Origin of the sequence: Pseudomonas sp. Leaf434, from assembly GCF_001425545.1 — a bacterium.
Classification (GTDB): domain Bacteria; phylum Pseudomonadota; class Gammaproteobacteria; order Pseudomonadales; family Pseudomonadaceae; genus Aquipseudomonas; species Aquipseudomonas siliginis.
Map to the genome: position 1 here is coordinate 1,186,926 of NZ_LMQZ01000001.1, position 21,772 is coordinate 1,208,697.

The window sequence follows — 21,772 nt, forward strand, 5'->3', positions numbered from 1 at the left end:
CCTTATTTTTCAGCATTTTTTATAGAGGCACGGGATTACATGGAAATCGGTCTGCGCGAGTGGCTGATCGTCATCGGCATCATTGTGATAGCCGGTATTCTTTTCGATGGCTGGCGCCGTATGCGCGGTGGCAAGGGAAAGCTGAAATTCCGTCTCGACCGGAGCCTGTCCAATCTGCCGGACGAGGACACCAGCGCCGAGCTGTTGGGCCCGGCCCGCGTCCTGGACACGCACAAAGAGCCGCAACTGGACGAGCACGATCTGCCGTCGGTGAGCATGCCCAACCGCGAAGCCCGCGAGCCGCGCGAGTCCGGTTCGAAACGTGGCAAGCGCGGCAGCAACGGCCCGGCGCAGGGCGACTTGAACCTCGACCTCGATCTGGACGGCGGCCCGAGCTTCAGCAGCCGTGACGACGATTTCGCCGAAGACAGCAAGCCTGCAGCGGCCGTGGCGGAAAAAGATCAGCCGCAAGCCGAAGAAGTCCTGGTGATCAGCGTGATCTGCCGCGACCCGGCCGGCTTCAAAGGCCCGGCGCTGCTGCAGAATATTCTCGAAAGCGGCCTGCGTTTCGGCGAGATGGACATTTTCCACCGCCACGAAAGCATGGCCGGCAACGGCGAAGTGCTGTTCTCCATGGCCAACGCGGTCAAGCCGGGTATCTTCGATCTGGACGACATCGACCACTTCAGCACTCCGGCGGTGAGCTTCTTCCTCGGTCTGCCAGGCCCGCGTCATCCAAAGCAGGCCTTCGACGTGATGGTTGCGGCAGCCCGCAAGCTGTCCCAGGAATTGAACGGCGAATTGAAAGACGATCAGCGCAGCGTACTGACCGCGCAGACGATTGAGCATTACCGTCAGCGCATCGTCGAATTCGAACGCCGCGCATTGACCCAGAAGCGCTAAGGCCAGATCAAAAGATCGCAGCCTTCGGCAGCTCCTACAGAGGATCGCGATACTGTAGGAGCTGACGAGTGCAACGAGGCTGCGATCTTCTGGCCCCGCCGCCGATAATGGAATAAAACTGGAGCAGCCTCGGCTGCTCTTTTGCTTTATGAGAGAACACCCATGACCGCCGCCAAAACCCGCATTCTAGAGCTGCGCGCTGAGCTGGATCAGCACAACTATCGCTATCACGTTCTCGACGAGCCGAGCATTCCCGATGCCGAATACGACCGCTTGTTTCACGAGCTCAAGGCACTGGAAGCGGCCAACCCGGAACTGATCACCAGCGATTCGCCGACCCAGCGCGTCGGTAGCATGGCGTTGACTGCGTTCACTCAGGTGCGTCACGAAATCCCGATGCTCAGCCTCGGCAACGCCTTCGAAGAATCCGACATGCGCGAGTTCGATCGCCGCGTCAACGAAGGCCTCGACGTGCCGGCCGGCGATCTGTTTGGTGGCGGCGCGGCGGTGGAATACAGCTGCGAGCCGAAGCTCGATGGCCTGGCGGTCAGCCTGCTGTATCAGGATGGTCTGCTGGTGCGCGGCGCCACCCGTGGCGATGGCACCACCGGCGAAGACATCAGCGTCAACGTGCGCACTGTGCGCAATATTCCGCTGAAGCTGCATGGCGAAGGCTGGCCGGCGACGCTGGAAGTGCGCGGTGAAGTGTTCATGTCCAAGGCCGGTTTCGAGCGCCTCAATGCTTCGCAGCTGGAAATCGGCGGCAAGACCTTTGCCAACCCGCGCAACGCGGCAGCAGGCAGCCTGCGCCAGCTCGATTCGAAGATCACCGCCAATCGTCCGCTGGAATTCTGTTGCTACGGCATTGGCCAGGTGTCTCACGATATCGCCGACACCCACATCGGTAACCTCAAGCAGTTGCAGAAGTGGGGCATGCCGATCAGTCACGAACTGAAGCTGGCCAAGGGCATCGACGAGTGCCTGGAGTATTACCGCGACATCGGCGCGCGCCGTAACTCGCTGGCCTATGAAATCGATGGCGTGGTGTTCAAGGTCAACAGCATTGCCGACCAGCGTGAACTGGGCTTTCGTGCGCGCGAGCCGCGCTGGGCGATCGCGCACAAATTCCCGGCGATGGAAGAACTCACCGAGCTGCTCGACGTGGAATTCCAGGTCGGCCGCACCGGTGCGGTAACTCCCGTGGCGCGCCTGAAACCGGTGAAAGTCGCCGGCGTCACCGTGGCCAACGCCACGTTGCACAACATGGACGAAGTCGCGCGTCTGGGCCTGATGATCGGCGACACGGTGATCATTCGCCGCGCCGGCGATGTGATTCCGCAAGTGGTGCAGGTAGTTACCGAGCGTCGCCCCGATGACGCGCGCCCGGTGGCCATTCCTGAAAGTTGCCCGGTGTGCGGCTCCCACGTTGAACGCACGCAACTGGTCAAGCGCAGCAAGGGCAAGGAAACCTTCAGCGAAGGCGCGGTGTATCGCTGCGTCGGCCGACTGGCCTGCGGTGCGCAACTGAAACAGGCGATCATTCACTTCGTCTCGCGCCGGGCCATGGACATCGAAGGCTTGGGCGACAAGAGCGTCGAACAACTGGTCGACGAAGGCCTGGTCAGCTCGCCGGCCGATCTGTATGCGCTGAAGTTCGACGACATCGTCGATCTGGAAGGCTTCGCCGAGGTATCGAGCAACAAGCTTCTCAAAGCCATTGAAGACAGCAAGCAACCGAGCCTGGCACGTTTCATCTACGCCCTCGGCATTCCCGATGTCGGCGAAGAGACGGCGAAGGTGCTGGCGCGTTCGCTGGGTTCACTGGAGCGCGTGCAACAGGCTTTGCCGCATGTGCTGACCTATCTGCCGGATGTCGGCCTGGAAGTGGCGCACGAGATTCACAGTTTCTTTGAGGATGCGCACAACCAGCAGGTCATCAGCGAATTGCTCGGCCATGGTTTGCAGATTCAGGATCAAGGCGAGTTGGGCGCCGAATTCGCCGCCAGTACCACGCTGGGCGGCTTGCTCGACAAACTGCACATTCCTTTCGTCGGCCCCGGTGGTGCGCAAAAACTCGCCGACCGCTTTGGCTCGCTGGAAGCGGTGATGAACGCTGACTGGCTGGATATGCGCCAGGCATTGCCAGAGAAGCAGGCCAACTCCGTGCGCGAGTTCTTCGCCTCGCCTGAGCATCGGCAACTGGCCGAGCGGGCCGAGCAGCAGTTGCGCGATTTCGGCATGCATTGGCAGAGCGAGAAGAAAGTCGTCGAAGGTCTGCCGCTGTCCGGGGAAACCTGGGTGCTGACCGGCAAGGTCGAACTGATGAGCCGGGATGTGGCCAAGGATCATCTGGAAAGCCTGGGTGCCAAGGTCGCCGGTTCGGTGTCGGCGAAAACCCATTGCGTGGTCGCAGGCCCGGGTGCCGGCTCGAAACTGACCAAGGCCAACGAGCTGGGTGTGAAGGTCATGGACGAGGAAGCGTTTATCGCCTTCCTCAAAACCCACGGCGTCGCCGTCTGACCGGATGAACCCCTGTGGTGAGGGGATTTATCCCCGCTGGGTTGCGCAGCGACCCCAAAACCCTGCAGCCGATCATTTTATCTGTATCGCGTGTACGGTTTTTTGCGACTGCTGCGCAGTCGAGCGGGGATAAATCCCCTCACCACAATGGTGCTATCACCCGGCTGCGCGGTTATGGGTGGGAACGATGTTGTCTTCAGAATGATCTAGTCTTGGCCAGTCCCAGGGAGAGATCGCCATGCACCGTTTTTTCGAGCAGCTCAGTTCCCGCATCATCGCGCCGTTCGTGGCCGGATCCTCGCGCAACAGCAAAGTCTGGCCGTGCCGTTGCGGCCAGTCGCTGTTCTTTCGCAACAGTCAGTGCCTGGCCTGTAACGCCTTGCTCGGCTATCAACCTGAACAAAGTCGCCTGACCTCGCTGCAGCCGGGGCCGGAAGAGGGCACCTGGACGCTCGACGCCGATCCCGACGCCGGACTGTTCCGCCGCTGCGCCAACCTCGACATGCCCGCCGCGTGCAACTGGCTGCTGCCGGCCAACGATCACGACACCTTGTGCATCGCTTGCAGCCTCAACCGCACCATTCCCGACCTGTCCGTCGCGGAAAATCCCGAACGCTGGCGCAAGGTCGAAATCGCCAAGCGTCGACTGGTCGCGCAACTGATCACCCTCGGCTTGCCGGTCATCCCGAAAACCACGGATGAAGAAACCGGGCTGGCGTTCGACTTCATCGGTGTCGACCTGGAAGGCAACGCGCCGATGACCGGCCACGCCAATGGCCTGATCACCCTCGATATCAAAGAGGCCGACGACGCTCACCGTGAACAGGTCAGGGCCGCGATGCACGAACCTTACCGCACGCTGCTCGGGCATTTTCGCCATGAGGTCGGCCACTACTACTGGGATCGCCTCATCGCCAATGGCCCTTGGCTGGACGCGTTCCGCAATCTGTTCGGCGACGAACGCGCCAGTTACGCCGACGCGCTGGACCGGCACTACCAGCAAGGCGCACCGCTGGACTGGCCGCAGCATTACGTCAGCGCCTACGCGACCATGCACCCATGGGAAGACTGGGCGGAAACCTGGGCGCACTACCTGCACATGATGGACGCCGTGGATACCGCGCTGGGCTTCGGCATGAGCGCGCGGGAAATGGACTTTGACTATCAGCCGTTTCCGACCAGCACCCTGTACGACCCGGAGCACCCCGGCGGTGGCGCTTTCCTGTCATTCGTCAATGCGTGGATCGAGCTGGCGGGCATGCTCAACGAACTGTCGCGCAGCATGGGCCAGCCGGATTTCTATCCGTTCGTACTGCCGGCAGCGGCGATCGCCAAGCTGCACTTCATTCATCTGGTGATCCAGGATGCGGGCGGTCGCGCAGACGAAGTCCTGGCCCTGTAGAAGCTGGCGCAGGCTGCGATCTTTTGGCGTCACCGCATGTCCTTGAACCTGTTGGTATTTTTTATCTGCAACCAACGGTTGTAACTTCATCTCAGACAGGTACAATGGCGCGGCTCGCCGACAGGCAAGCGTCGTTATGGTGACCCCATCGGTCCCCCCGCAACGATTACCCGTGAACCTGGTCAGATCCGGAAGGAAGCAGCCACAGCGGGAACATTGTGTGCCGGGGTGTGGCTGGTGGGGGCACCACCTTAACGAACCAGCCAAGGCTTCAGACAGAACTGCATGGGTTTCGCCCACTGCGGTTTTTTTATGCCTGCGATTTGGCTATTGGCGTTGCTCCGCCAGCAAAAATGCTCGGATCAGCCGGGCAGCTTCCAGTGCCCGTGCGGCTGTCGACAGCGAACAGTGGCATACTCCCCCGCCTGGCAACGAGAGGTAAGGCAAGTGGGTGAAATTGACGATCTGACCCGGGAAAAGCTGCGCGAATGGCAGTTACGTCGTCTGGAAGTCAAAGCACAGATGCAGGATCAGCCCGAGCGCACGCTGGAGCTGTCGCGAGTGCTCGACCTGATGGATGAAGAACACGCTGCGATTCTGGCGGCATCTGCTGTTTTCAACGCGGCAGACGAGCCTGAACAGTCGATCCCGGTCGAGGCACAATCGGCGATCGTCGAGCACGCATCAGCCTCGCCTACCGCAAAGTACGACCTGCAACTGCAAGCCACCGCTCAAAACCCTGAACACCTGCGCAAACTGCTCGAAATGGCCCTCTACGAAGTGCAGGCGCAGATCGATGCAGCGGCGGTGGCCAGCGGCACTGAACGACGCGGCATGTCCGGCACGCTCGGCGGTTACTCCTTCGAGCTGCGCATCAGCCCCGAGGCCGGCAGTGAAGGAAACTTGCCGCAGTCCCATGAAATGCACGACGAGAATGACCAGGACTGATCTGGTGTTGTATTAAAGCCCAGGCGGCGAGGTTGTATGCACCCGGAACATTTTGATTTGGCCACCCCGGTATTTCTGCCCATCACCCATGATGTGTGTACGGCGCTGTTGCAGCCCGAGGGTGACGCGGCACTGGCCAACCTGAGCGACCCGGAACTGGCGGCGGTGCTGGTCATCCAGAACCTTGCCCAGGCCACGGAAAAGGACCTGAGTGCCAGCGCAGCGGAGAAAATTCTCGCCAGACTCATTGACTGGTCTGTCACCTCCCGGCGCTCCGGATCGGCGGGACTGCTTGCAGAGGCGCGGCGTCTTTTCGATTCGCGCAAATTGTACTTCGGCCTCAATGCGCTCAAAGGCCTGAACCTGCGGTTTCTCATGGTCGATGAAGTCGCCGCACAGGAATATCTGTTGCCCGGCGGGCAGTGGGATGTGGACTACAAAGTCCGCCACCAGCAACAGAACAACCCGTTTCGCCAGCAAATGGTCACGCCACGCGAGCGCGAGCACTGGTTGAGCGCGGCGCAGGACAAGCTGCTGCGAACCTTTCGTGCCAACCTCGACGAAGACCTGCACGTGCAGGGTTATGCGGGCATCGGCAAGAGTTACATGCTCAGCGCGCTGATCGAATGCCTGCGCTCGAAACGCACCCTGGTACTGGCGCGCACCCCGGCGAAACTGGCGACGTTGCGCAAGCACATCGTGCAAGTGCACGACACGGAAATTGGCCAGACCTTCTACGATTTTGCCCAGGCCCAGTTGCTCGGCCCCCGATCGCACATGGCCAGGACGCCAGCGCGGATCCCGAGCAGGCAGGCGCTGGCGCAGGAACTGAATATGTTCGGCTTTCGCCACCACGATGGGCAGGGCACTCTGGAGGTTTGTCTGCGCGTGCTGGAGCTGTATTGCGCCTCAAGAGATCACACGCTATCCGCCAGGCACCTGCCGCATTTTCAGCAGCCGTTGAGCGGCGCAGACTCACAGGCGCTGCTGGAATATTCCAGTCGCCTGTGGGTATATCTCGAGGCCAATCCGGCGTGGGCCAGCCAGAGCGGTTTTCCGACGTTGCTCATGATCAAGCGCGCCAGTCTGGCCGGTTGCCGCGTCCCGCCGCGCTACACCCATGTGATCATCGACGAAAGCCAGGACGTGCCGGCGTCGCTGCTGCAAATCATCGAGCGCGGGCAGCAGGTACTGATCACCCTCGGCGATGAGTATCAGCAGGCCACGGGCGAGGCGCCCAAGCGCAAGCGTGAAGTTCGTCAGAGCGATATCTGCTATTCGGTGCGTTCGGGGCGCAATGTCGAGCGCTTGGTCAATCCGCTGATCTCGCGCCACACGCAGAAGAGCAAAGTGCCGTTTGAAGGCGCTCGACACGCTGACGTCGATATCGAGTACTACCCGCAAGCCTTCGTACCGCCCGAAGGTTGCGTGGTGCTGACCGCGTCACCGTGGGACACGATGATGTGGGCCATCCATCTGCACGACTCCAGTTGCGCCTTCAGTTTTCCCGACAGGGAAGCGCAGGACGACATCAAACATTTCATGACCACCGCCATCGAACTGTTCCGCCGCGATTTCTACAACGCCGGGTCCAGCGAAAAGGGGCCGCATCCGTATTTCAGCGACATGGCCGATTGGCGGCAAGTGCGTGAGGCCAACCGTTTCGATGAAGCTTTTTTGTGGATCGAAGCGCAACTGCAAAACGGCTTCATGATTGCCGACCTGACGCGACTGAGCCAAAAGATCATCGAGCCGGGCAAGGCCTGTCTGTTGATGATGGCCGAGCAGGCCGGCGGCATGGAATTCAAGCGCGTGCTGTTGACCCGGACGTTGCTCAGTAACGAGAAATTCAAGGACGCCTACGAGTTCGATCAGCGCATTTGTGCTGTGTACATCGCCGTGTCCCGTGCCCGGCAGCAGCTTTATCTGCCTTATGACGTGGTGGAATGGATCGATTATCACCACAGCCGCGAGCCGAAATTCCGCGAATCGCACGGTTATTGACCCGGCCAACCCTGTGGGAGCGAGCCTGCTCGCGAAGGCGTCGGCGTGTTCAACAACTGTGTCGCCTGACATACCGCTTTCGCGAGCAGGCTCGCTCCCACAGGCGGTTAGGGTGTGGTTGAAGAGGCGCCGGTGTACAACCGGATAATGTCGTCGATCTCGCCGGACATTTTCATTCGCAGCAGCGTGCGCAGGATCCGTTGCACCGGCACCTTCGGGTCGTTCCTCACATAGCAGCCGATATTCTGTTCCTGCAGCACCGCGACCCCTTGCAACTGCTGCTCCGGCAGCAGGCGCTGATTGATCCAGTCCAGTGTCCACTGATTGCTCACCGCATAGCGGTATCGCCCGGCCAGCAGCTTTTCCAGTACCTGTTCCTGATTGCGCGCGTCTTCGCGTTGCAACTGGTCAGCGTCGAACAGCGGTTGCAGGGTAGGGTAGCTGTAACCGAGGACGGTGCCGATGGCCTGGCGCGGCAGCCGGGCGGGATCGATCTGCGCCGGTTGCTCCTTGCGGCTGACCAGCAGGTCGCGCTGAAACCACAACGGCACGCTCCAGATGTAATCGCCGGACTGATTCGGCAACCACGACTGTGCGGCATAGCAGCGCACATCGATGTCGCCGTGTTCCATGGCGCTCTGTACCCGCGCGCGCGGCAGGACGACGAATTGCGCCGGCGCGCCGACCTGGGTCGCCAGGCTGAGCAGGGCGTCGTGCAGGATGCCTTGGGTCGGTCTGCCGCCTTGCAGTTGCATCATCGGCATCGCCCAACTGTCCGGCACGGCGAAGCGCAACGGCGCTTGCGCTGCCATCGCGTTGAGGCTGATACCCAGCAATGCCGCCACGGCCCACCGCATAGACGCTCCGGTAATTCCCCATCCCGAGCTGATAAAAGCCTCTGCTGATGCAGCTTAGCCATATTAGACGAGGACACCGGATGCAATTTTGCCCTTGCTCCGCTAGCATTAGCCGCTTCTGCTTCCTTCGCTGCGACGGTTTTCGATGAGTTATCAGGTTCTTGCACGTAAATGGCGTCCGCGCTCGTTCCGCGAAATGGTCGGCCAGACCCATGTGCTCAAGGCTCTGATCAATGCCTTGGACAGCCAACGGCTGCACCACGCCTACCTGTTCACCGGGACGCGCGGGGTCGGCAAGACCACCATCGCGCGGATTATTGCCAAGTGCCTGAACTGCGAGACAGGTATCACCTCCAGCCCCTGCGGCGAGTGTTCGGTGTGCCGCGAGATCGATGAAGGCCGTTTTGTCGACCTGATCGAGATCGACGCCGCCAGCCGCACCAAGGTCGAAGACACCCGCGAACTGCTCGATAACGTGCAGTACGCGCCAAGCCGTGGGCGCTTCAAGGTCTACCTGATCGACGAAGTGCACATGCTTTCCAGCCATTCCTTCAATGCGCTGTTGAAAACCCTCGAAGAGCCGCCGCCCTACGTCAAGTTCATCCTGGCGACCACCGATCCGCAGAAACTTCCGGCAACGATTCTTTCGCGCTGCCTGCAGTTCTCCCTGAAGAACATGACGCCCGAGCGTGTGGTCGAGCATTTGACCCACGTGCTGACCGCAGAAAACGTACCGTTCGAAGACGACGCACTCTGGCTGCTTGGTCGCGCTGCTGACGGCTCGATGCGTGACGCCATGAGCCTGACCGATCAGGCCATCGCGTTCGGTGAAGGCAAAGTGCTCGCTACCGACGTGCGCGCGATGCTCGGCACGCTGGATCACGGTCAGGTCTATGACGTGCTGCATGCGCTGATCGAAGGCGATGCCAAGGCGCTGCTCGAAGCCGTGCGGCATCTGGCCGAGCAAGGTCCGGACTGGAACGGCGTGCTCTCGGAAATTCTTAACGTGCTGCACCGCGTGGCCATCGCTCAGGCGTTGCCGGAAGGCGTCGACAATGGCCACGGCGACCGTGATCGCGTATTGGCCCTGGCCCAGGCGTTGCCGGCCGAAGACGTGCAGTTCTATTACCAGATGGGCCTGATCGGTCGTCGCGATTTGCCGCTGGCGCCGGACCCGCGCGGCGGTTTCGAGATGGTCTTGCTGCGCATGCTCGCGTTCCGCCCGGCGGATACGGCGGACGCGCCGAGGCAACCGCTAAAGCCAGTGGGGATCAGCCAGGCCACAGTTGATTCCGCAAACTCAGTGGCTGCCGCGCCGAAGCCTGCGCCGGTGGTCGCTGCGGCTGCTGCGCCAGCACCCGCGCCCGCACCAGTAGCAGCGCCGGCTGCCGAGCCAGAACCGGTTGTGCCGGTTGTCGAAGCGCACCCGCAGCCTGAGCCAGTCGCCGTCGAAACCGTGGTCGATCTGCCATGGAACGACCCGGTGGAAGCCGAGGCCGAGCCGGCGCCAGTTCAGCAACCCGCCGTCGAACCGGTGCTGGAAACCGCCGGCGAGCAGCCTGAACTGCCGCCGATGCCGCTGCCGACCCCGGACAGCGTGGTCCCGGATGCGCCGGAGTGGGCCGCTGCGCCAATTCCCGAGCCGTCCGTCGCCGACGTCGATGCCGCTACGCCGGGCATGGACATGGACGACGAACCGCCGCTGGATGAAGACTACATCGAGCCGGACATGGATTCGGCCTACAGCTACCTCGACGAACTGGCCAGCGAACACGCCGCCGATCCCGAGCCTGAGCCCGAGCCGGAACCTGCCGCCGCGCCGGCCACCGGCCTGGCCCTGCAATGGCTGGAGCTGTTCCCGAAGCTGCCGATTTCCGGCATGACCGGCAGCATCGCCGCCAACTGCACATTGATTGCGGTCGATGGCGATCACTGGCTGATGCACCTCGATCCGGCCCACAGCGCGCTGTTCAACGCCACGCAGCAGCGTCGTCTCAACGACGCGTTGAACCAGTTCCACGGGCGCACGCTGACGCTGACCATCGAGCTGATCAAGCCCGAGCAGGAAACCCCGGCCCAGGCCGCCTCGCGCCGCCGCGCCAATCGCCAGCGCGAGGCCGAGGAATCGATCCACGGTGATCCGTTCATCCAGCAGATGGTTCAGCAGTTCGGCGCGGTGGTGCGAAGCGATACTATTGAACCTGTCGACGCCTTGGTCACCCAAGGCTAATAACTGAAGGTGCTCGGCCAAGATGGCCGGGCGCTGTTTTTTCCAAGTACGTTTGAGGTGATTCCCATGATGAAAGGTGGCATGGCCGGCCTGATGAAGCAGGCGCAGCAGATGCAGGAAAAAATGGCCAAGATGCAGGAAGAACTGGCCAACGCCGAAGTCACCGGCAAGGCCGGCGGCGACATGGTCACCGTGGTGATGACCGGTCGTCACGACGTCAAGAGCGTGAGCATCGACCCAAGCCTGGTCGAAGGCCTGAGCGAAGACGACAAAGAGATGCTGGAAGCCGTGGTCGCCGCCGCCGTCAACGACGCCGTGCGCAAGATCGAAGCCAACAGCCAGGAAAAAATGGGCAGCATGACCGCCGGCATGAACCTGCCGGCGGGTATGAAGCTGCCGTTCTGATTCGCCATTGCGCGGCAGATGAGCTACACAAAATGCCAGGCATTGCGCCTGGCATTTTTGTTTCTGCCTGATGGACATATGCCGGCTGGACTGACGCCTTCGCGAGCGGGCTCGCTCCCACATTTGGAATGCATTCCCCTGTGGGAGCGAGCCTGCTCGCGAATGAAGTCACCTCGGCAAAACTGAAGAAACATCGAACACACCACCGCTACCAAGGTCTGCTCCCTATACACCGAATTCCCCATTCACAGGAGACGCTGACATGTCCGACCCTCTCACCCTCAATCAACGCTTCGTCCTCGCCTCGCGCCCGAGCGGCGCGCCGACCCCGGAGAACTTCCGTCTGGAGCGCGAGGCATTGCCCGATCTGCAGGACGGTCAAGTCCTGCTGAAAACCCTGTACCTCTCTCTCGACCCGTACATGCGCGGGCGCATGAGCGACGCTCCGTCCTACGCTGCGCCAGTGCAAATCGGCGAAGTCATGACCGGTGGTGCGGTCAGCCGCGTCGAGCAGTCCAATCACCCGAAATTCCACACCGGTGATCTGGTGGTTGGCGCCACCGGTTGGCAGAGCCACAGCATCAGCGACGGTCGCAACATCATGCCGATCCCGGCCGGCCTGCCGAGCCCGTCGATGGCCCTCGGGGTGCTGGGTATGCCGGGCATGACCGCGTACATGGGCCTGATGGACATCGGCCAGCCGAAAGAGGGCGAAACCCTGGTGGTGGCCGCGGCGTCCGGCGCCGTCGGCTCGGTGGTCGGGCAAGTGGCGAAGATCAAAGGCCTGCGCGCGGTCGGTGTGGCCGGTGGGGCCGAGAAGTGCAAATACGTCGTTGAGGAGCTGGGTTTTGATGCCTGCATCGACCACAAGGCCGATGACTTTGCCGAGCAACTGGCCAAAGCCTGTCCCAACGGCATCGACATTTACTACGAGAACGTCGGCGGCCATGTCTTCGACGCGGTCTTGCCGCTGCTCAACCCCAAGGCGCGCATCCCGTTGTGCGGCCTGATCGCCGGCTACAACGCCGCCGAGGCGCCGACCGGCCCGGATCGCCTGCCGATGCTGCAACGCACTTTGCTCACCAAGCGTGTGCGGATTCAAGGCTTCATCGTCTTCGACGATTACGGTGATCGTCAGCCGGAATTCATCAGCCACATGGTGCCGTGGGTACGCGACGGCAAGGTGAAGTTCCGCGAGGACGTGGTCGAAGGCCTGGAGCAGGCACCCGAGGCGTTCATCGGTCTGCTGGAAGGGCGCAACTTCGGCAAACTGGTGGTCCGGGTCGCCCAGGACTGAGGATTTGACGCTGGCCAGAGGCGCGGGTATAAACCGCGTCTCGTTGTTTAGTCGGACTGTTTACCCATGAGCTTCAGCCCTTTGATTCGCCAACTGATCGACGCTCTGCGCACCTTGCCAGGCGTGGGTCAGAAAACCGCTCAGCGCATGGCGTTGCAGTTGCTCGAACGTGATCGCAGCGGCGGTACGCGTCTGGCCCAGGCCTTGAGCCAGGCCATGGAAGGCGTTGGCCATTGCCGCCAGTGCCGCACGCTGACCGAAGACGACCTCTGCCCGCAATGCGCCGACCCGCGCCGCGATGACACGCTGCTCTGCGTGGTCGAAGGGCCGATGGACGTTTATGCGGTGGAGCAGACCGGCTTCCGTGGCCGCTATTTCGTGCTCAAGGGGCACTTGTCGCCGCTGGATGGCCTGGGGCCGGAAGCGATCGGCATTCCGCAACTGATGGCGCGGATTGAAGAGGCGGGGACCTTTACCGAAGTCATCCTCGCCACCAACCCGACGGTGGAAGGCGAAGCGACGGCGCACTACATCGCGCAGTTGCTCAGCAACAAAGGCCTGGTCGCCTCGCGGATTGCCCACGGCGTGCCGCTGGGCGGTGAGCTGGAGCTGGTCGACGGCGGCACGCTGGCGCATTCGTTTGCCGGGCGTAAACCTATCTCCCTGTAAGTCTCTATCGCCCTTTCGGGCCACATCGCTGGCAAGCCAGCTCCCACAGTGTTGGATGTGACCCACAGCATATGTGTCCACACCGAACCCTGTGGGAGCTGGCTTGCCAGCGATGGCCGCGCCGCGGTCCATCTGATTCACACAATTTCATTGATAACCAAGCAAGCGCTCGGTTAACGTCGGCGAACCCTTCCGTGGAGCTCGCCCATGCCTGCCTTTCAGGAATACTTCGACCCCAGCCACCAATTGGTCCGTGACAGCGTCAGACGTTTTGTCGAACGCGAGATCCTGCCGGACATCGATCAGTGGGAAGAAGCCGAAAGCTTTCCCCGTGAGCTGTTCCTCAAGGCCGGTGCGGCGGGCATTCTCGGTATCGGCTATCCCGAGGCGCTTGGCGGCAGCCATGAAGGCGATCTGTTCGCCAAGGTCGCCGCCAGTGAAGAGTTGATGCGCTGTGGCTCAGGCGGGCTGGTGGCGGGGTTGGGGTCGCTGGATATCGGTTTGCCGCCGATCGTCAAATGGGCGCGGCCTGAAGTGCGAGAGCGGGTCGTCCCCCAAGTGCTCAGCGGCGAAAAGATCAGCGCCTTGGCGGTTACCGAACCCGGTGGCGGTTCCGACGTCGCCAACCTGCAAACCCGCGCCGTGCGTGACGGCGACGTCTACCGGGTCAGCGGCAGCAAGACCTTTATCACCAGCGGCGTTCGCGCGGACTTCTACACTGTCGCGGTGCGTACCGGTGCGCCGGGGTTTGGCGGCATCAGTTTGTTGCTGATCGAGAAGGGCACGCCGGGGTTCAGTGTCGGTAGGCAGTTGAAGAAAATGGGCTGGTGGGCGTCGGACACGGCTGAATTGTTCTTCGACGATTGCCGCGTGCCTGTAGGAAACCTCATCGGCGCCGAGAACATGGGCTTCGCCTGCATCATGGGCAATTTCCAGAGCGAACGCCTGGCGCTGGCGCTGATGGCCAACATGACGGCGCAATTGGCGCTGGAGGAGAGCCTGAAGTGGGCGCGCGAGCGTGAGGCGTTCGGCAAACCCATCGGCAAGTTTCAGGTGATCAAGCATCGCCTCGCCGAAATGGCCACGGCGCTGGAAGTGTCGCGGGAGTTCACATATCGGCAAGCAGCGAAAATGGCGGCGGGGCAGAGCGTGATCAAGGAGATTTCCATGGCGAAGAACTTCGCCACCGACACCTCGGACCGGATCACCACCGAGGCCGTGCAGATTCTTGGCGGGCTCGGTTACATGCGTGAAAGCCTGGTGGAGCGGCTGTATCGGGATAACCGCATTCTGTCGATTGGCGGCGGAACGCGGGAAGTGATGAACGAAATCATCAGCAAGCAGATGGGGCTCTAAGTCCTGCGGTGTAGCTGCCGGCCCCTTCGCGAGCAGGCTCGCTCCCACAGTTGAAATGCATTCCCCTGTGGGAGCGAGCCTGCTCGCGAAAGCGGCCTGTCAGACGCTGCTTATTTATCAGTCAACGCAAACTGCGTCAGGCAGAACGTCGGAATGCCCATGTCCTGCAAGCGCTGCGAACCTTGCAGCTCTGGCAGATCAATGATCGCCGCCGCTTCATGTACCCGCGCGCCCATGCGGCGAATCAGGTTGGCTGCTGCGATCAGCGTGCCGCCGGTAGCGATCAGGTCATCGAACATCACCACCGAATCGCCTTCACACAGGCTGTCGGCGTGCACTTCCAGAAACGCTTCGCCGTACTCGGTCGCATAACCTTCGGCCAGTACGTCCGCCGGCAGTTTGCCTTGCTTGCGGAACAGCACCAGCGGCTTGTTCAACTGATAGGCCAGTACCGAACCGATCAGAAAACCACGGGCATCCATGGCGCCGATGTGGGTAAAGTCGGCTTCGACGTAGCGATGGGCGAAGCTGTCCATCACCAGGCGCAGGGCCGTCGGCGACTGGAACAGCGGGGTGATGTCGCGAAAGATCACGCCCGGTTTCGGGAAGTCGATCACGGGGCGGATCAGGGATTTGATGTCGAAGGAGTCGAAGACCATCGGGGTGTCCTGGCAGGGCTGCAAACGGCGCAGTATACCCGCGGCTGAAACGATTCGCTCAACCGCGGGTCGTGATCAGCCTTCGATCGAACCGCCGGCCAACGCGCACAGCTGGATCGGGTCGAGGATATGGATCTCCTTGCCCTCGGCGGCAATCAGCTCGTTCTGCTGGAAACGGGTGAACACCCGCGACACGGTTTCCACCGCCAGGCCCAGGTAGTTACCGATTTCATTGCGCGACATGCTCAGGCGGAACTGGTTGGCCGAGAAGCCGCGAGCGCGGAAGCGTGCCGACAGGTTGACCAGGAAAGTGGCGATGCGCTCGTCAGCGGTTTTCTTCGACAGCAGCAGCATCATTTGCTGGTCGTCACGAATCTCGCGGCTCATCACCCGCATCAACTGGCGGCGCAGTTGTGGCAATTGCAGCGCGAGTTCATCAAGGCGCTCGAAGGGGATTTCGCAAACCGAAGTGGTTTCCAGCGCCTGGGCCGAGACCGGGTGTTTTTCGGTGTCCATGCCCGACAGTCCTACCAGTTCGCTCGGCAGGTGGAAACCGGTCAGTTGTTCTTCGCCGGCATCGCTCAGGCTGAAAGTCTTCAGGGCACCAGAGCGGACTGCATAAACGGAATCAAAGGTGTCGCCCTGGCGGAACAGGAATTCGCCTTTCTTCAGCGGGCGGCCGCGTTTAACGATTTCGTCGAGCGCATCCATGTCTTCCAGATTCAGAGAAAGTGGCAGGCAGAGCGGGGCCAGGCTGCAATCCTTGCAGTGGGCCTGGTTGTGAGCGCGCAGTTTGACTGGCTCGGACATTTCTTCAATCCTTGTGGGAAAACACACATAAGCCGTAAGGGTAACCCACGGGAGGACATTCAGGCCAGCACGTGGCGGCGTTGTCCTACAGACATAAAGCCGCAGCACCGGCGGCCGATAACCCGCTATCAGCACTCAACCAAGGAAGGCCCCGATGACCGCCATTGGTACGCTAAGCCCCGGCAGCAGCGGCGTTGCTGCTTCGCCGGAGATGACCAGCACCGACGCTGCAATCGATCGCGATGAAGACTTGTCGCACACGGCAACCCCGACCTTGGTCGAGGGCGTCAAAGTGTCGCTGTCCGGCGCGGCCATCGCCAAATCCGCCGCTGTCGGCGGCGAAAACAGTGACATCGACAACAGTGGCTTGCCGGAGAACATCCAGCAGTTGCTGAAGATGATTCGCAAGATCCAAAAAGAAATCATCGAGAAAAAAGCCCGGATGGCGGCGGTCATGTCAGACAGAACCCTCTCCACCGAGGAAAAGATCAACAAGCTCGCCGCACTGCGGGGCGCCATCGCCGCCCTCAACAGTGGCCTGATCACCGCCAACCTCGCCCTGTCGAAAGTCATGAACCAGTCGGCGCTCAATCCTGATCAGAACCTCAAAGTCGGCTTGTTGCTGACCAAGCCTTAAATCACCCGCGAGAAACGCTGGCGGTTCTGCTGCTCCAGGTACGCATCGAAGACCATGCACACCGAGCGCACCAGCAATCGGCCCGCTGGCAACACCTCGATGCGCTCGCGCTCAAGCCTGATCAGGCCATCCTCGGCCATACCTTGCAACTGCGGCCAGAGCGCGCCGAAGTAGCCTTGAAAATCGATGTTGAACTGCTGCTCGATCTCGGCGAACTCGAGTTTGAAATTGCAGATCAGCTGCTGAATCACTGCGCGGCGCACGCGGTCGTCGGCGTTGCACACCAGGCCGCGACTGGTCGCCAGCTGCGCGCTGGCCAGGCTGTTCTGATAGGCAGTGAGGTCGCTGCTGTTCTGGCAGTACAGATCGCCGATCTGGCTGATCGCCGACACGCCCAGGCCAATCAGGTCGCAATGGCCGTGGGTGGTGTAACCCTGGAAGTTGCGTTGCAGGGTGTGCTCTTCCTGGGCAATCGCCAGTTCGTCATCAGGCAGGGCGAAGTGGTCCATGCCGATGTAACGGTAGCCGGCAGCGGTCAGTTGCTCGATGGTGCGCTGGAGCATTTCCAGCTTGTGCGCCGGGCTCGGCAGTTCGCTGCTGTTGATTCGCCGTTGGGGCATGAAGCGTTCCGGCAGGTGCGCGTAGTTGAATACCGAGAGGCGATCCGGTTGCAGGCTGATCACTTCCTCGACGGTGCGGGCGAAATTGTCGGGTGTCTGCTTGGGCAGGCCATAAATCAGATCGATGTTGATCGAGCGAAATTGCAGCGTTCGCGCCGCATCGATCACCGCGCGGGTTTCTTCCAGGCTTTGCAGGCGATTGACCGCGCGCTGCACCGCCGGGTCAAGATCCTGCAGGCCAATGCTGACCCGGTTGAAACCCAGTTCGCGCAGCAGGCCCATGGTCGACCAGTCGGCTTCGCGCGGGTCGATTTCAATGCCGTAATCGCCCGAGTCATCGTTGAGCAGATTGAAATGCTTGCGCAGGTGCGCCATCAACTGACGCAACTCGTCGTGGCTGAGAAAGGTCGGTGTGCCGCCACCGAAATGCAGTTGCTCGACGGTTTGCGCCGGGTCGAGGTGGCAGGCAATCAACTGGATTTCCTGCTCGAGCCGTTGCAGATACGGCTGCGCACGACCGCGATCCTTGGTGATGACCTTATTGCAGGCGCAGTAGTAGCAAATGTTCGCGCAGAACGGCACATGCACGTACAGCGACAACGGCCGCTGCGCCTTGCGGCTGTCGCGCAGGGCGTGGAACAGGTCGAAAGTGCCGACCTGACCGTGAAATTGCACGGCAGTCGGGTACGAGGTGTAGCGTGGCCCCGCCAGATCGTAGCGGCGGATCAGATCAGAGTCCCAACGAATGGCGTCGAGCATGCGGGCATTCCCCCGGATAGGCTGGCAGTGTGGCGAGTCTAGGGGAGGGCGTTACAGGGCATCTTGATTTGCATCAACGGCGAGGATTTGTGTTGTTCGTGCGGGCGTCTTCGCGAGCAGGCTCGCTCCCACATTGGATTTGCAGCGTACTCAAGACCTGTGGGAGCGAGCCTGCTCGCGAAGGCCGCGCCACACATTTAATGGCCCATAAGCCAATGCTGATGCGGGCCGGGAAGGGTCCACAGGCCAAACAGGATCACCAGCAAGCCACCCGCCATGCGCACGCTGCGTTTGCGCAGGATCGCCGTAACCCGCTCAGCCGCCAGCCCGGTGGCGAGCAGTACCGGCCAGGTGCCGAGGCCGAAAGCGAGCATCAGCAACGCACTGTCCAGCGCATTGCCCTGACTCGCGCTCCACAGCAAGGTGCTGTAAACCAGTCCGCACGGCAGCCACCCCCACAGCGCACCGAGCAGCAAGGCACGCGGCAGGCTGGAAACCGGCAGCAAACGATTCGCCACGGGTTGAATAAAACGCCACAAGCCACGCCCGAGCGCTTCGATACGCGTCAACCCGCTCCACCAGCCGGCGAGGTACAAACCCATGGCGATCAGCAGCAAACCGGCCAGCACGCGCATGAACAGCGCCGCCGGGCTGTTGGCGACGGCCCAGCCGGCCAGACCGATGAGCAGTCCCGCCGTGGCATAACTGAGAATCCGCCCGAGGTTGTACGCCAGTAACAGGCGAAAGCGCCGGCTGCGCTGCTCCTTGGGGATCGCCAGGGTCAGCGCGCCCATCAGACCGCCGCACATACCCAGACAGTGGCCGCCACCGAGCAGGCCGAGGATCAGCGCCGAGACCAGCAGCGGCGCCAGTTCAAGCATGGGGTGGCGCCTTGTCGTCCGGTTTGCCGGCGTTGGCTTCGTCCACCGCAGCGGTGTGGTTGGGGTCCTGATCGTCAAAAAGGATGCTGTGTGCCGGGCCGTCGAGGTCGTCGTACTGACCGCTGTCCACCGCCCAGAAGAAGATGTACACGGCGATGGCGACGATGAGCAAGGCAGCGGGAATCATCACATAGAGAGCTGGCATCGGTAACTCCAGGCCCGCGCGGCTCAGGCCGGGAGCGGGCGGGTTGCTGTTGCGGTGCTGGCGGCCGGTGCGCTCGGCAGACGAGTCAGGCGCAGGGCGTTGAGCACCACGGTCAGCGAACTGATCGACATGCCGACCGCCGCCCACACCGGAGTGATCCAGCCGAGGGCGGCGAACGGCAACATGAGGCCATTGTACAGCGCCGCCCACAGCAGGTTTTCGATGATTACCCGGCGCGTGCGTCGCGCCAGCGTGAAGGCTTGCACCAGAGCGTCAAGGCGATTGGACAGCAACACTGCATCGGCGCTGGTTTTCGCCAGATCGGTGGCCGAGCCCATGGCTACGCTGATATCGGCCGCAGCCAGCACCGGCACGTCATTGACGCCGTCGCCGAGCATCAGCACCTTGCGCCCTTCCTTGTGCAGTTGTTGCAGCACTTGCAGTTTGTCATCGGGGCGCAAGCCGCCACGGGCCTCGTCGATGCCCAGTTCGGCGGCGACACTGGCGACCATCGGCGAACTGTCGCCGGACAACAGCAAGGTGCGCCAGCCCCGCGCTTTGCAGGCCGCGAGCAGGGCGGGGGCGTCGTCACGCAGGCGATCGTCGAGGACGAACCATGCCAGCGGCCCCTGAGTGTCAGCGAGCAGCAGCCATTGCCCGGCTTCATCAGGCATTGACGGCAGCGCCGCCGCGCCGCTCAGGGCGCAGGCGAACGGCGCCTGACCGATGCGCAAACGTTGCTCACCGACCACGCCTTCCAGGCCCAGGCCCGGTGTGCTGTGCACGTCCTCAGCGGCCAGCGGCGCACGTCCGAAAGCGCGGGCAATCGGGTGTTCGGAACGGTTTTCCAGCGCAGCGGCAAGGCTCAGGCATTGTTCGCTGTCGAGCGCGCCGAGCGGGCGAATCGAGCGCAGCACCAAGCGGCCTTCGGTGAGCGTACCGGTCTTGTCGAAAATCACCGTGTCGATCTGGTTCAAGCCTTCCAGCACATGGCCGCGGGTCAGCAGCAGGCCGAGTTTGTGCAGGGTGCCGGTGGCGGCGGTGAGGGCGGTCGGCGTCGCCAGTGACAGCGCGCACGGGCAGGTCGCCACCAGCATGGCGAGGACGATCCAGAACGCCCGCGCTGAGTCCAGTTGCCACCAAAGCACGCCGATCACTGCTGCGGCAATCAGCGACAGCAGCAGGAACCATTGCGCGGCGCGGTCGGCGATTTCTGCCAGACGCGGCTTCTCCGCCTGAGCGCGATCGAGCAGGCGCACGATCGCGGAGAGACGCGTGTCCTGTCCCAGCGCCTGCACTTCGACGGTCAATGCGCCTTCGACGTTAAGTGTCCCCGCTGTTACCGCATCGCCCAGCGTGCGTGGCTGTGGCAGGTATTCGCCGGTCAGCAGCGATTCGTCGATGCTCGACTGACCGTCGATGATCTTGCCGTCAGCCGGCAGAATCGAGCCCGGTTGCACCAGAATCCGCTCGCCCACACGCAACTCGCTGAGCAGGATGCGTTCGCTCTGGCCATCGCTATCCAGGCGCAGGCACGAGGCCGGTAACAGGTTGACCAGTTGCGCGGTGGCAGCAGCGGTGCGTTCGCGGGCGCGGCGTTCCAGATAGCGTCCGGCGAGCAGAAACAGCGCGAACATGCCGACCGCATCGAAGTACAGCTCGCCGACCCCGGTAATCGACGTCCAGATCCCGGCGATGTAAGCGCTGCCGATCGCCAGTGAAACTGAAACGTCCATGGTCAGGTGGCGCGTACGCAAATCGCGCATCGCGCCTTTGAAGAACGGCGCGCAGCTGTAGAACACGATGGGTGTGGTCAGAAACAGCGCGACCCAGCGCAGGATCGTGTGCAGCTCGGGACTGAGGTCGATGTTGAATTCCGGCCAGGTAGCCATGGTCGCCATCATCGCCTGAAACCACAGCAACCCGGCGACGCCGAGCTGGCGCAGGGCCAGGCGATTCTCGCTGGCCAGCTGTTCGCTGGCGCGGTCGGCCTGGTACGGGTGGGCGGCGTAACCGATGTGGCGCAGCTCGGCGAGGATCTGGCTCAGCGGCAATTGTGCGTCGGCCCAACGCACGTGCAGGCGATGGTTGGACAGGTTCAACCGCGCTTCGGCGACGGCGGGCAGGGTGCGCAGGTGTTTCTCGATCAACCAGCCGCAGGCGGCGCAACTGATGCCTTCCATCAACAGCGTGGTTTCAGCCAGATCGCCTTCGTGGCGCACGAAGGGCTGCTGCACGTCGGCGCGGTCGTACAGCGCCAGTTCATCGCTCAGTTGCACCGGCAGCGCTTCGGGATTGGCCGACGCTTCGCTGCGATGCTGGTAATAGCTTTCCAGACCACCGGCGACGATGGCTTCGGCTACCGCCTGACAGCCCGGGCAGCAGAACTCGCGGGCCTGCCCGAGGACGACGGCGGTGAAGCGGCTGCCGGACGGGACGGGCAGGGCGCAGTGGTAGCAGGGAACTGGGGTGGTCATGGCATTGATGAGGGTATGAGCCCTTGCATTGGGGGTGTTCGCTTGCCCTCACCCCAGCCCTCTCCCGGAGGGAGAGGGAGCCGATCGGTGTAAGCCTGAAGAGCGGCTTCAGTCGCTGACATTGTCACTGTCA

Annotated in this window: 18 protein-coding genes and 1 other RNA gene; 12 read left to right on the forward strand and 7 right to left on the reverse strand. The window is 62.2% G+C overall.

Annotation, left to right across the window (positions count from 1 at the left end):
* The first annotated feature begins 39 nt into the window (after nucleotides 1-39).
* The 6 genes from zipA to ASG55_RS05310 all read left to right on the forward strand — a co-directional run bounded on the left by zipA (nucleotide 40) and on the right by ASG55_RS05310 (nucleotide 7,777).
* Nucleotides 40-903, forward strand: a complete 864-nt coding sequence (gene zipA, locus ASG55_RS05290) for a cell division protein ZipA (protein WP_016773851.1) — start codon at nucleotides 40-42, stop codon at nucleotides 901-903.
* Between the two features lie 162 nt (nucleotides 904-1,065).
* Nucleotides 1,066-3,423, forward strand: coding sequence for an NAD-dependent DNA ligase LigA (ligA, locus tag ASG55_RS05295; RefSeq protein ID WP_056784201.1), 2,358 nt, complete (start codon nucleotides 1,066-1,068; stop codon nucleotides 3,421-3,423).
* 238 nt (nucleotides 3,424-3,661) lie between these two features.
* Entirely contained in the window at nucleotides 3,662-4,825 is a 1,164-nt protein-coding gene (locus ASG55_RS05300) for a zinc-binding metallopeptidase family protein (protein ID WP_056784207.1), read from the forward strand.
* Between the two features lie 146 nt (nucleotides 4,826-4,971).
* Nucleotides 4,972-5,068, forward strand: an RNA gene (ffs, locus tag ASG55_RS26175) — signal recognition particle sRNA small type.
* Between the two features lie 204 nt (nucleotides 5,069-5,272).
* Entirely contained in the window at nucleotides 5,273-5,773 is a 501-nt protein-coding gene (locus ASG55_RS27065; RefSeq protein ID WP_177342707.1) for a hypothetical protein, read from the forward strand.
* Nucleotides 5,774-5,809: 36 nt separating this feature from the next.
* Nucleotides 5,810-7,777, forward strand: coding sequence for a hypothetical protein (locus ASG55_RS05310; protein WP_056784209.1), 1,968 nt, complete (start codon nucleotides 5,810-5,812; stop codon nucleotides 7,775-7,777).
* 107 nt (nucleotides 7,778-7,884) lie between these two features.
* Here ASG55_RS05310 and ASG55_RS05315 read toward each other — a convergent pair whose 3' ends face one another.
* On the reverse strand, nucleotides 7,885-8,634 hold the full coding sequence (locus ASG55_RS05315) for a substrate-binding periplasmic protein (RefSeq protein WP_056784211.1): 750 nt from the start codon (nucleotides 8,632-8,634) through the stop codon (nucleotides 7,885-7,887).
* Nucleotides 8,635-8,779: 145 nt separating this feature from the next.
* Between ASG55_RS05315 and dnaX the strand changes: the two genes are divergently transcribed.
* The 5 genes from dnaX (at nucleotide 8,780) to ASG55_RS05340 (ending at nucleotide 14,591) form a co-directional block, all read left to right on the forward strand.
* Nucleotides 8,780-10,864, forward strand: coding sequence for a DNA polymerase III subunit gamma/tau (dnaX, locus tag ASG55_RS05320; protein WP_056784214.1), 2,085 nt, complete (start codon nucleotides 8,780-8,782; stop codon nucleotides 10,862-10,864).
* 66 nt (nucleotides 10,865-10,930) lie between these two features.
* Complete coding sequence (locus tag ASG55_RS05325) at nucleotides 10,931-11,269, forward strand: YbaB/EbfC family nucleoid-associated protein (RefSeq protein ID WP_003223337.1); 339 nt, start codon at nucleotides 10,931-10,933, stop codon at nucleotides 11,267-11,269.
* 262 nt (nucleotides 11,270-11,531) lie between these two features.
* Nucleotides 11,532-12,566, forward strand: coding sequence for an NADP-dependent oxidoreductase (locus tag ASG55_RS05330; protein ID WP_056784217.1), 1,035 nt, complete (start codon nucleotides 11,532-11,534; stop codon nucleotides 12,564-12,566).
* 66 nt (nucleotides 12,567-12,632) lie between these two features.
* Entirely contained in the window at nucleotides 12,633-13,235 is a 603-nt protein-coding gene (recR, locus tag ASG55_RS05335; RefSeq protein ID WP_056784219.1) for a recombination mediator RecR, read from the forward strand.
* Nucleotides 13,236-13,442: 207 nt separating this feature from the next.
* Entirely contained in the window at nucleotides 13,443-14,591 is a 1,149-nt protein-coding gene (locus tag ASG55_RS05340; protein WP_056784224.1) for an acyl-CoA dehydrogenase family protein, read from the forward strand.
* Between the two features lie 110 nt (nucleotides 14,592-14,701).
* Here the strand turns inward: ASG55_RS05340 and ASG55_RS05345 are convergent, their stop codons facing one another.
* Both ASG55_RS05345 and fnr read right to left on the reverse strand, forming a co-directional pair.
* Entirely contained in the window at nucleotides 14,702-15,250 is a 549-nt protein-coding gene (locus tag ASG55_RS05345; protein WP_024012326.1) for an adenine phosphoribosyltransferase, read from the reverse strand.
* 75 nt (nucleotides 15,251-15,325) lie between these two features.
* Entirely contained in the window at nucleotides 15,326-16,060 is a 735-nt protein-coding gene (gene fnr / locus ASG55_RS05350; protein ID WP_016773865.1) for a fumarate/nitrate reduction transcriptional regulator Fnr, read from the reverse strand.
* Nucleotides 16,061-16,214: 154 nt separating this feature from the next.
* Between fnr and ASG55_RS05355 the strand changes: the two genes are divergently transcribed.
* Complete coding sequence (locus tag ASG55_RS05355) at nucleotides 16,215-16,697, forward strand: hypothetical protein (protein ID WP_056784227.1); 483 nt, start codon at nucleotides 16,215-16,217, stop codon at nucleotides 16,695-16,697.
* On the opposite strand, the gene hemN is transcribed toward ASG55_RS05355, so the two are convergent.
* The 4 genes from hemN to ASG55_RS05375 all read right to left on the reverse strand — a co-directional run bounded on the left by hemN (nucleotide 16,694) and on the right by ASG55_RS05375 (nucleotide 21,639).
* Nucleotides 16,694-18,076 (reverse strand): oxygen-independent coproporphyrinogen III oxidase, encoded by a 1,383-nt coding sequence (gene hemN / locus ASG55_RS05360; RefSeq protein WP_056784230.1) that lies wholly within the window; start codon nucleotides 18,074-18,076, stop codon nucleotides 16,694-16,696. The genes ASG55_RS05355 and hemN overlap by 4 nt on opposite strands.
* 197 nt (nucleotides 18,077-18,273) lie before the next feature.
* A complete protein-coding gene (locus ASG55_RS05365) occupies nucleotides 18,274-18,957 on the reverse strand; it encodes a sulfite exporter TauE/SafE family protein (RefSeq protein WP_041479091.1) in 684 nt (227 codons plus the stop codon).
* On the reverse strand, nucleotides 18,950-19,162 hold the full coding sequence (ccoS, locus tag ASG55_RS05370) for a cbb3-type cytochrome oxidase assembly protein CcoS (RefSeq protein ID WP_039763029.1): 213 nt from the start codon (nucleotides 19,160-19,162) through the stop codon (nucleotides 18,950-18,952). The genes ASG55_RS05365 and ccoS overlap by 8 nt, the downstream gene beginning before the upstream one ends.
* Nucleotides 19,163-19,185: 23 nt before the next feature.
* Nucleotides 19,186-21,639, reverse strand: a complete 2,454-nt coding sequence (locus ASG55_RS05375; protein WP_056784234.1) for a heavy metal translocating P-type ATPase — start codon at nucleotides 21,637-21,639, stop codon at nucleotides 19,186-19,188.
* Nucleotides 21,640-21,772: the final 133 nt, after the last annotated feature.

Bases quoted from the DNA above. Each gene is read 5' to 3' on its own strand.
- zipA (WP_016773851.1), top strand. From the start codon at position 40: ATGGAAATCGGTCTGCGCGAGTGGCTGATCGTCATCGGCATCATTGTG.
- hemN (WP_056784230.1), bottom strand. From the start codon at position 18,076: ATGCTCGACGCCATTCGTTGGGACTCTGATCTGATCCGCCGCTACGAT.
- ASG55_RS05300 (WP_056784207.1), top strand. From the start codon at position 3,662: ATGCACCGTTTTTTCGAGCAGCTCAGTTCCCGCATCATCGCGCCGTTC.
- dnaX (WP_056784214.1), top strand. From the start codon at position 8,780: ATGAGTTATCAGGTTCTTGCACGTAAATGGCGTCCGCGCTCGTTCCGC.
- fnr (WP_016773865.1), bottom strand. From the start codon at position 16,060: ATGTCCGAGCCAGTCAAACTGCGCGCTCACAACCAGGCCCACTGCAAG.
- ASG55_RS05325 (WP_003223337.1), top strand. From the start codon at position 10,931: ATGATGAAAGGTGGCATGGCCGGCCTGATGAAGCAGGCGCAGCAGATG.
- ASG55_RS05365 (WP_041479091.1), bottom strand. From the start codon at position 18,957: ATGCTTGAACTGGCGCCGCTGCTGGTCTCGGCGCTGATCCTCGGCCTG.
- ASG55_RS05355 (WP_056784227.1), top strand. From the start codon at position 16,215: ATGACCGCCATTGGTACGCTAAGCCCCGGCAGCAGCGGCGTTGCTGCT.
- ligA (WP_056784201.1), top strand. From the start codon at position 1,066: ATGACCGCCGCCAAAACCCGCATTCTAGAGCTGCGCGCTGAGCTGGAT.
- ASG55_RS05315 (WP_056784211.1), bottom strand. From the start codon at position 8,634: ATGCGGTGGGCCGTGGCGGCATTGCTGGGTATCAGCCTCAACGCGATG.
- ASG55_RS05345 (WP_024012326.1), bottom strand. From the start codon at position 15,250: ATGGTCTTCGACTCCTTCGACATCAAATCCCTGATCCGCCCCGTGATC.
- ASG55_RS05375 (WP_056784234.1), bottom strand. From the start codon at position 21,639: ATGACCACCCCAGTTCCCTGCTACCACTGCGCCCTGCCCGTCCCGTCC.
- ccoS (WP_039763029.1), bottom strand. From the start codon at position 19,162: ATGCCAGCTCTCTATGTGATGATTCCCGCTGCCTTGCTCATCGTCGCC.
- ASG55_RS05340 (WP_056784224.1), top strand. From the start codon at position 13,443: ATGCCTGCCTTTCAGGAATACTTCGACCCCAGCCACCAATTGGTCCGT.
- ASG55_RS05330 (WP_056784217.1), top strand. From the start codon at position 11,532: ATGTCCGACCCTCTCACCCTCAATCAACGCTTCGTCCTCGCCTCGCGC.
- recR (WP_056784219.1), top strand. From the start codon at position 12,633: ATGAGCTTCAGCCCTTTGATTCGCCAACTGATCGACGCTCTGCGCACC.
- ASG55_RS05310 (WP_056784209.1), top strand. From the start codon at position 5,810: ATGCACCCGGAACATTTTGATTTGGCCACCCCGGTATTTCTGCCCATC.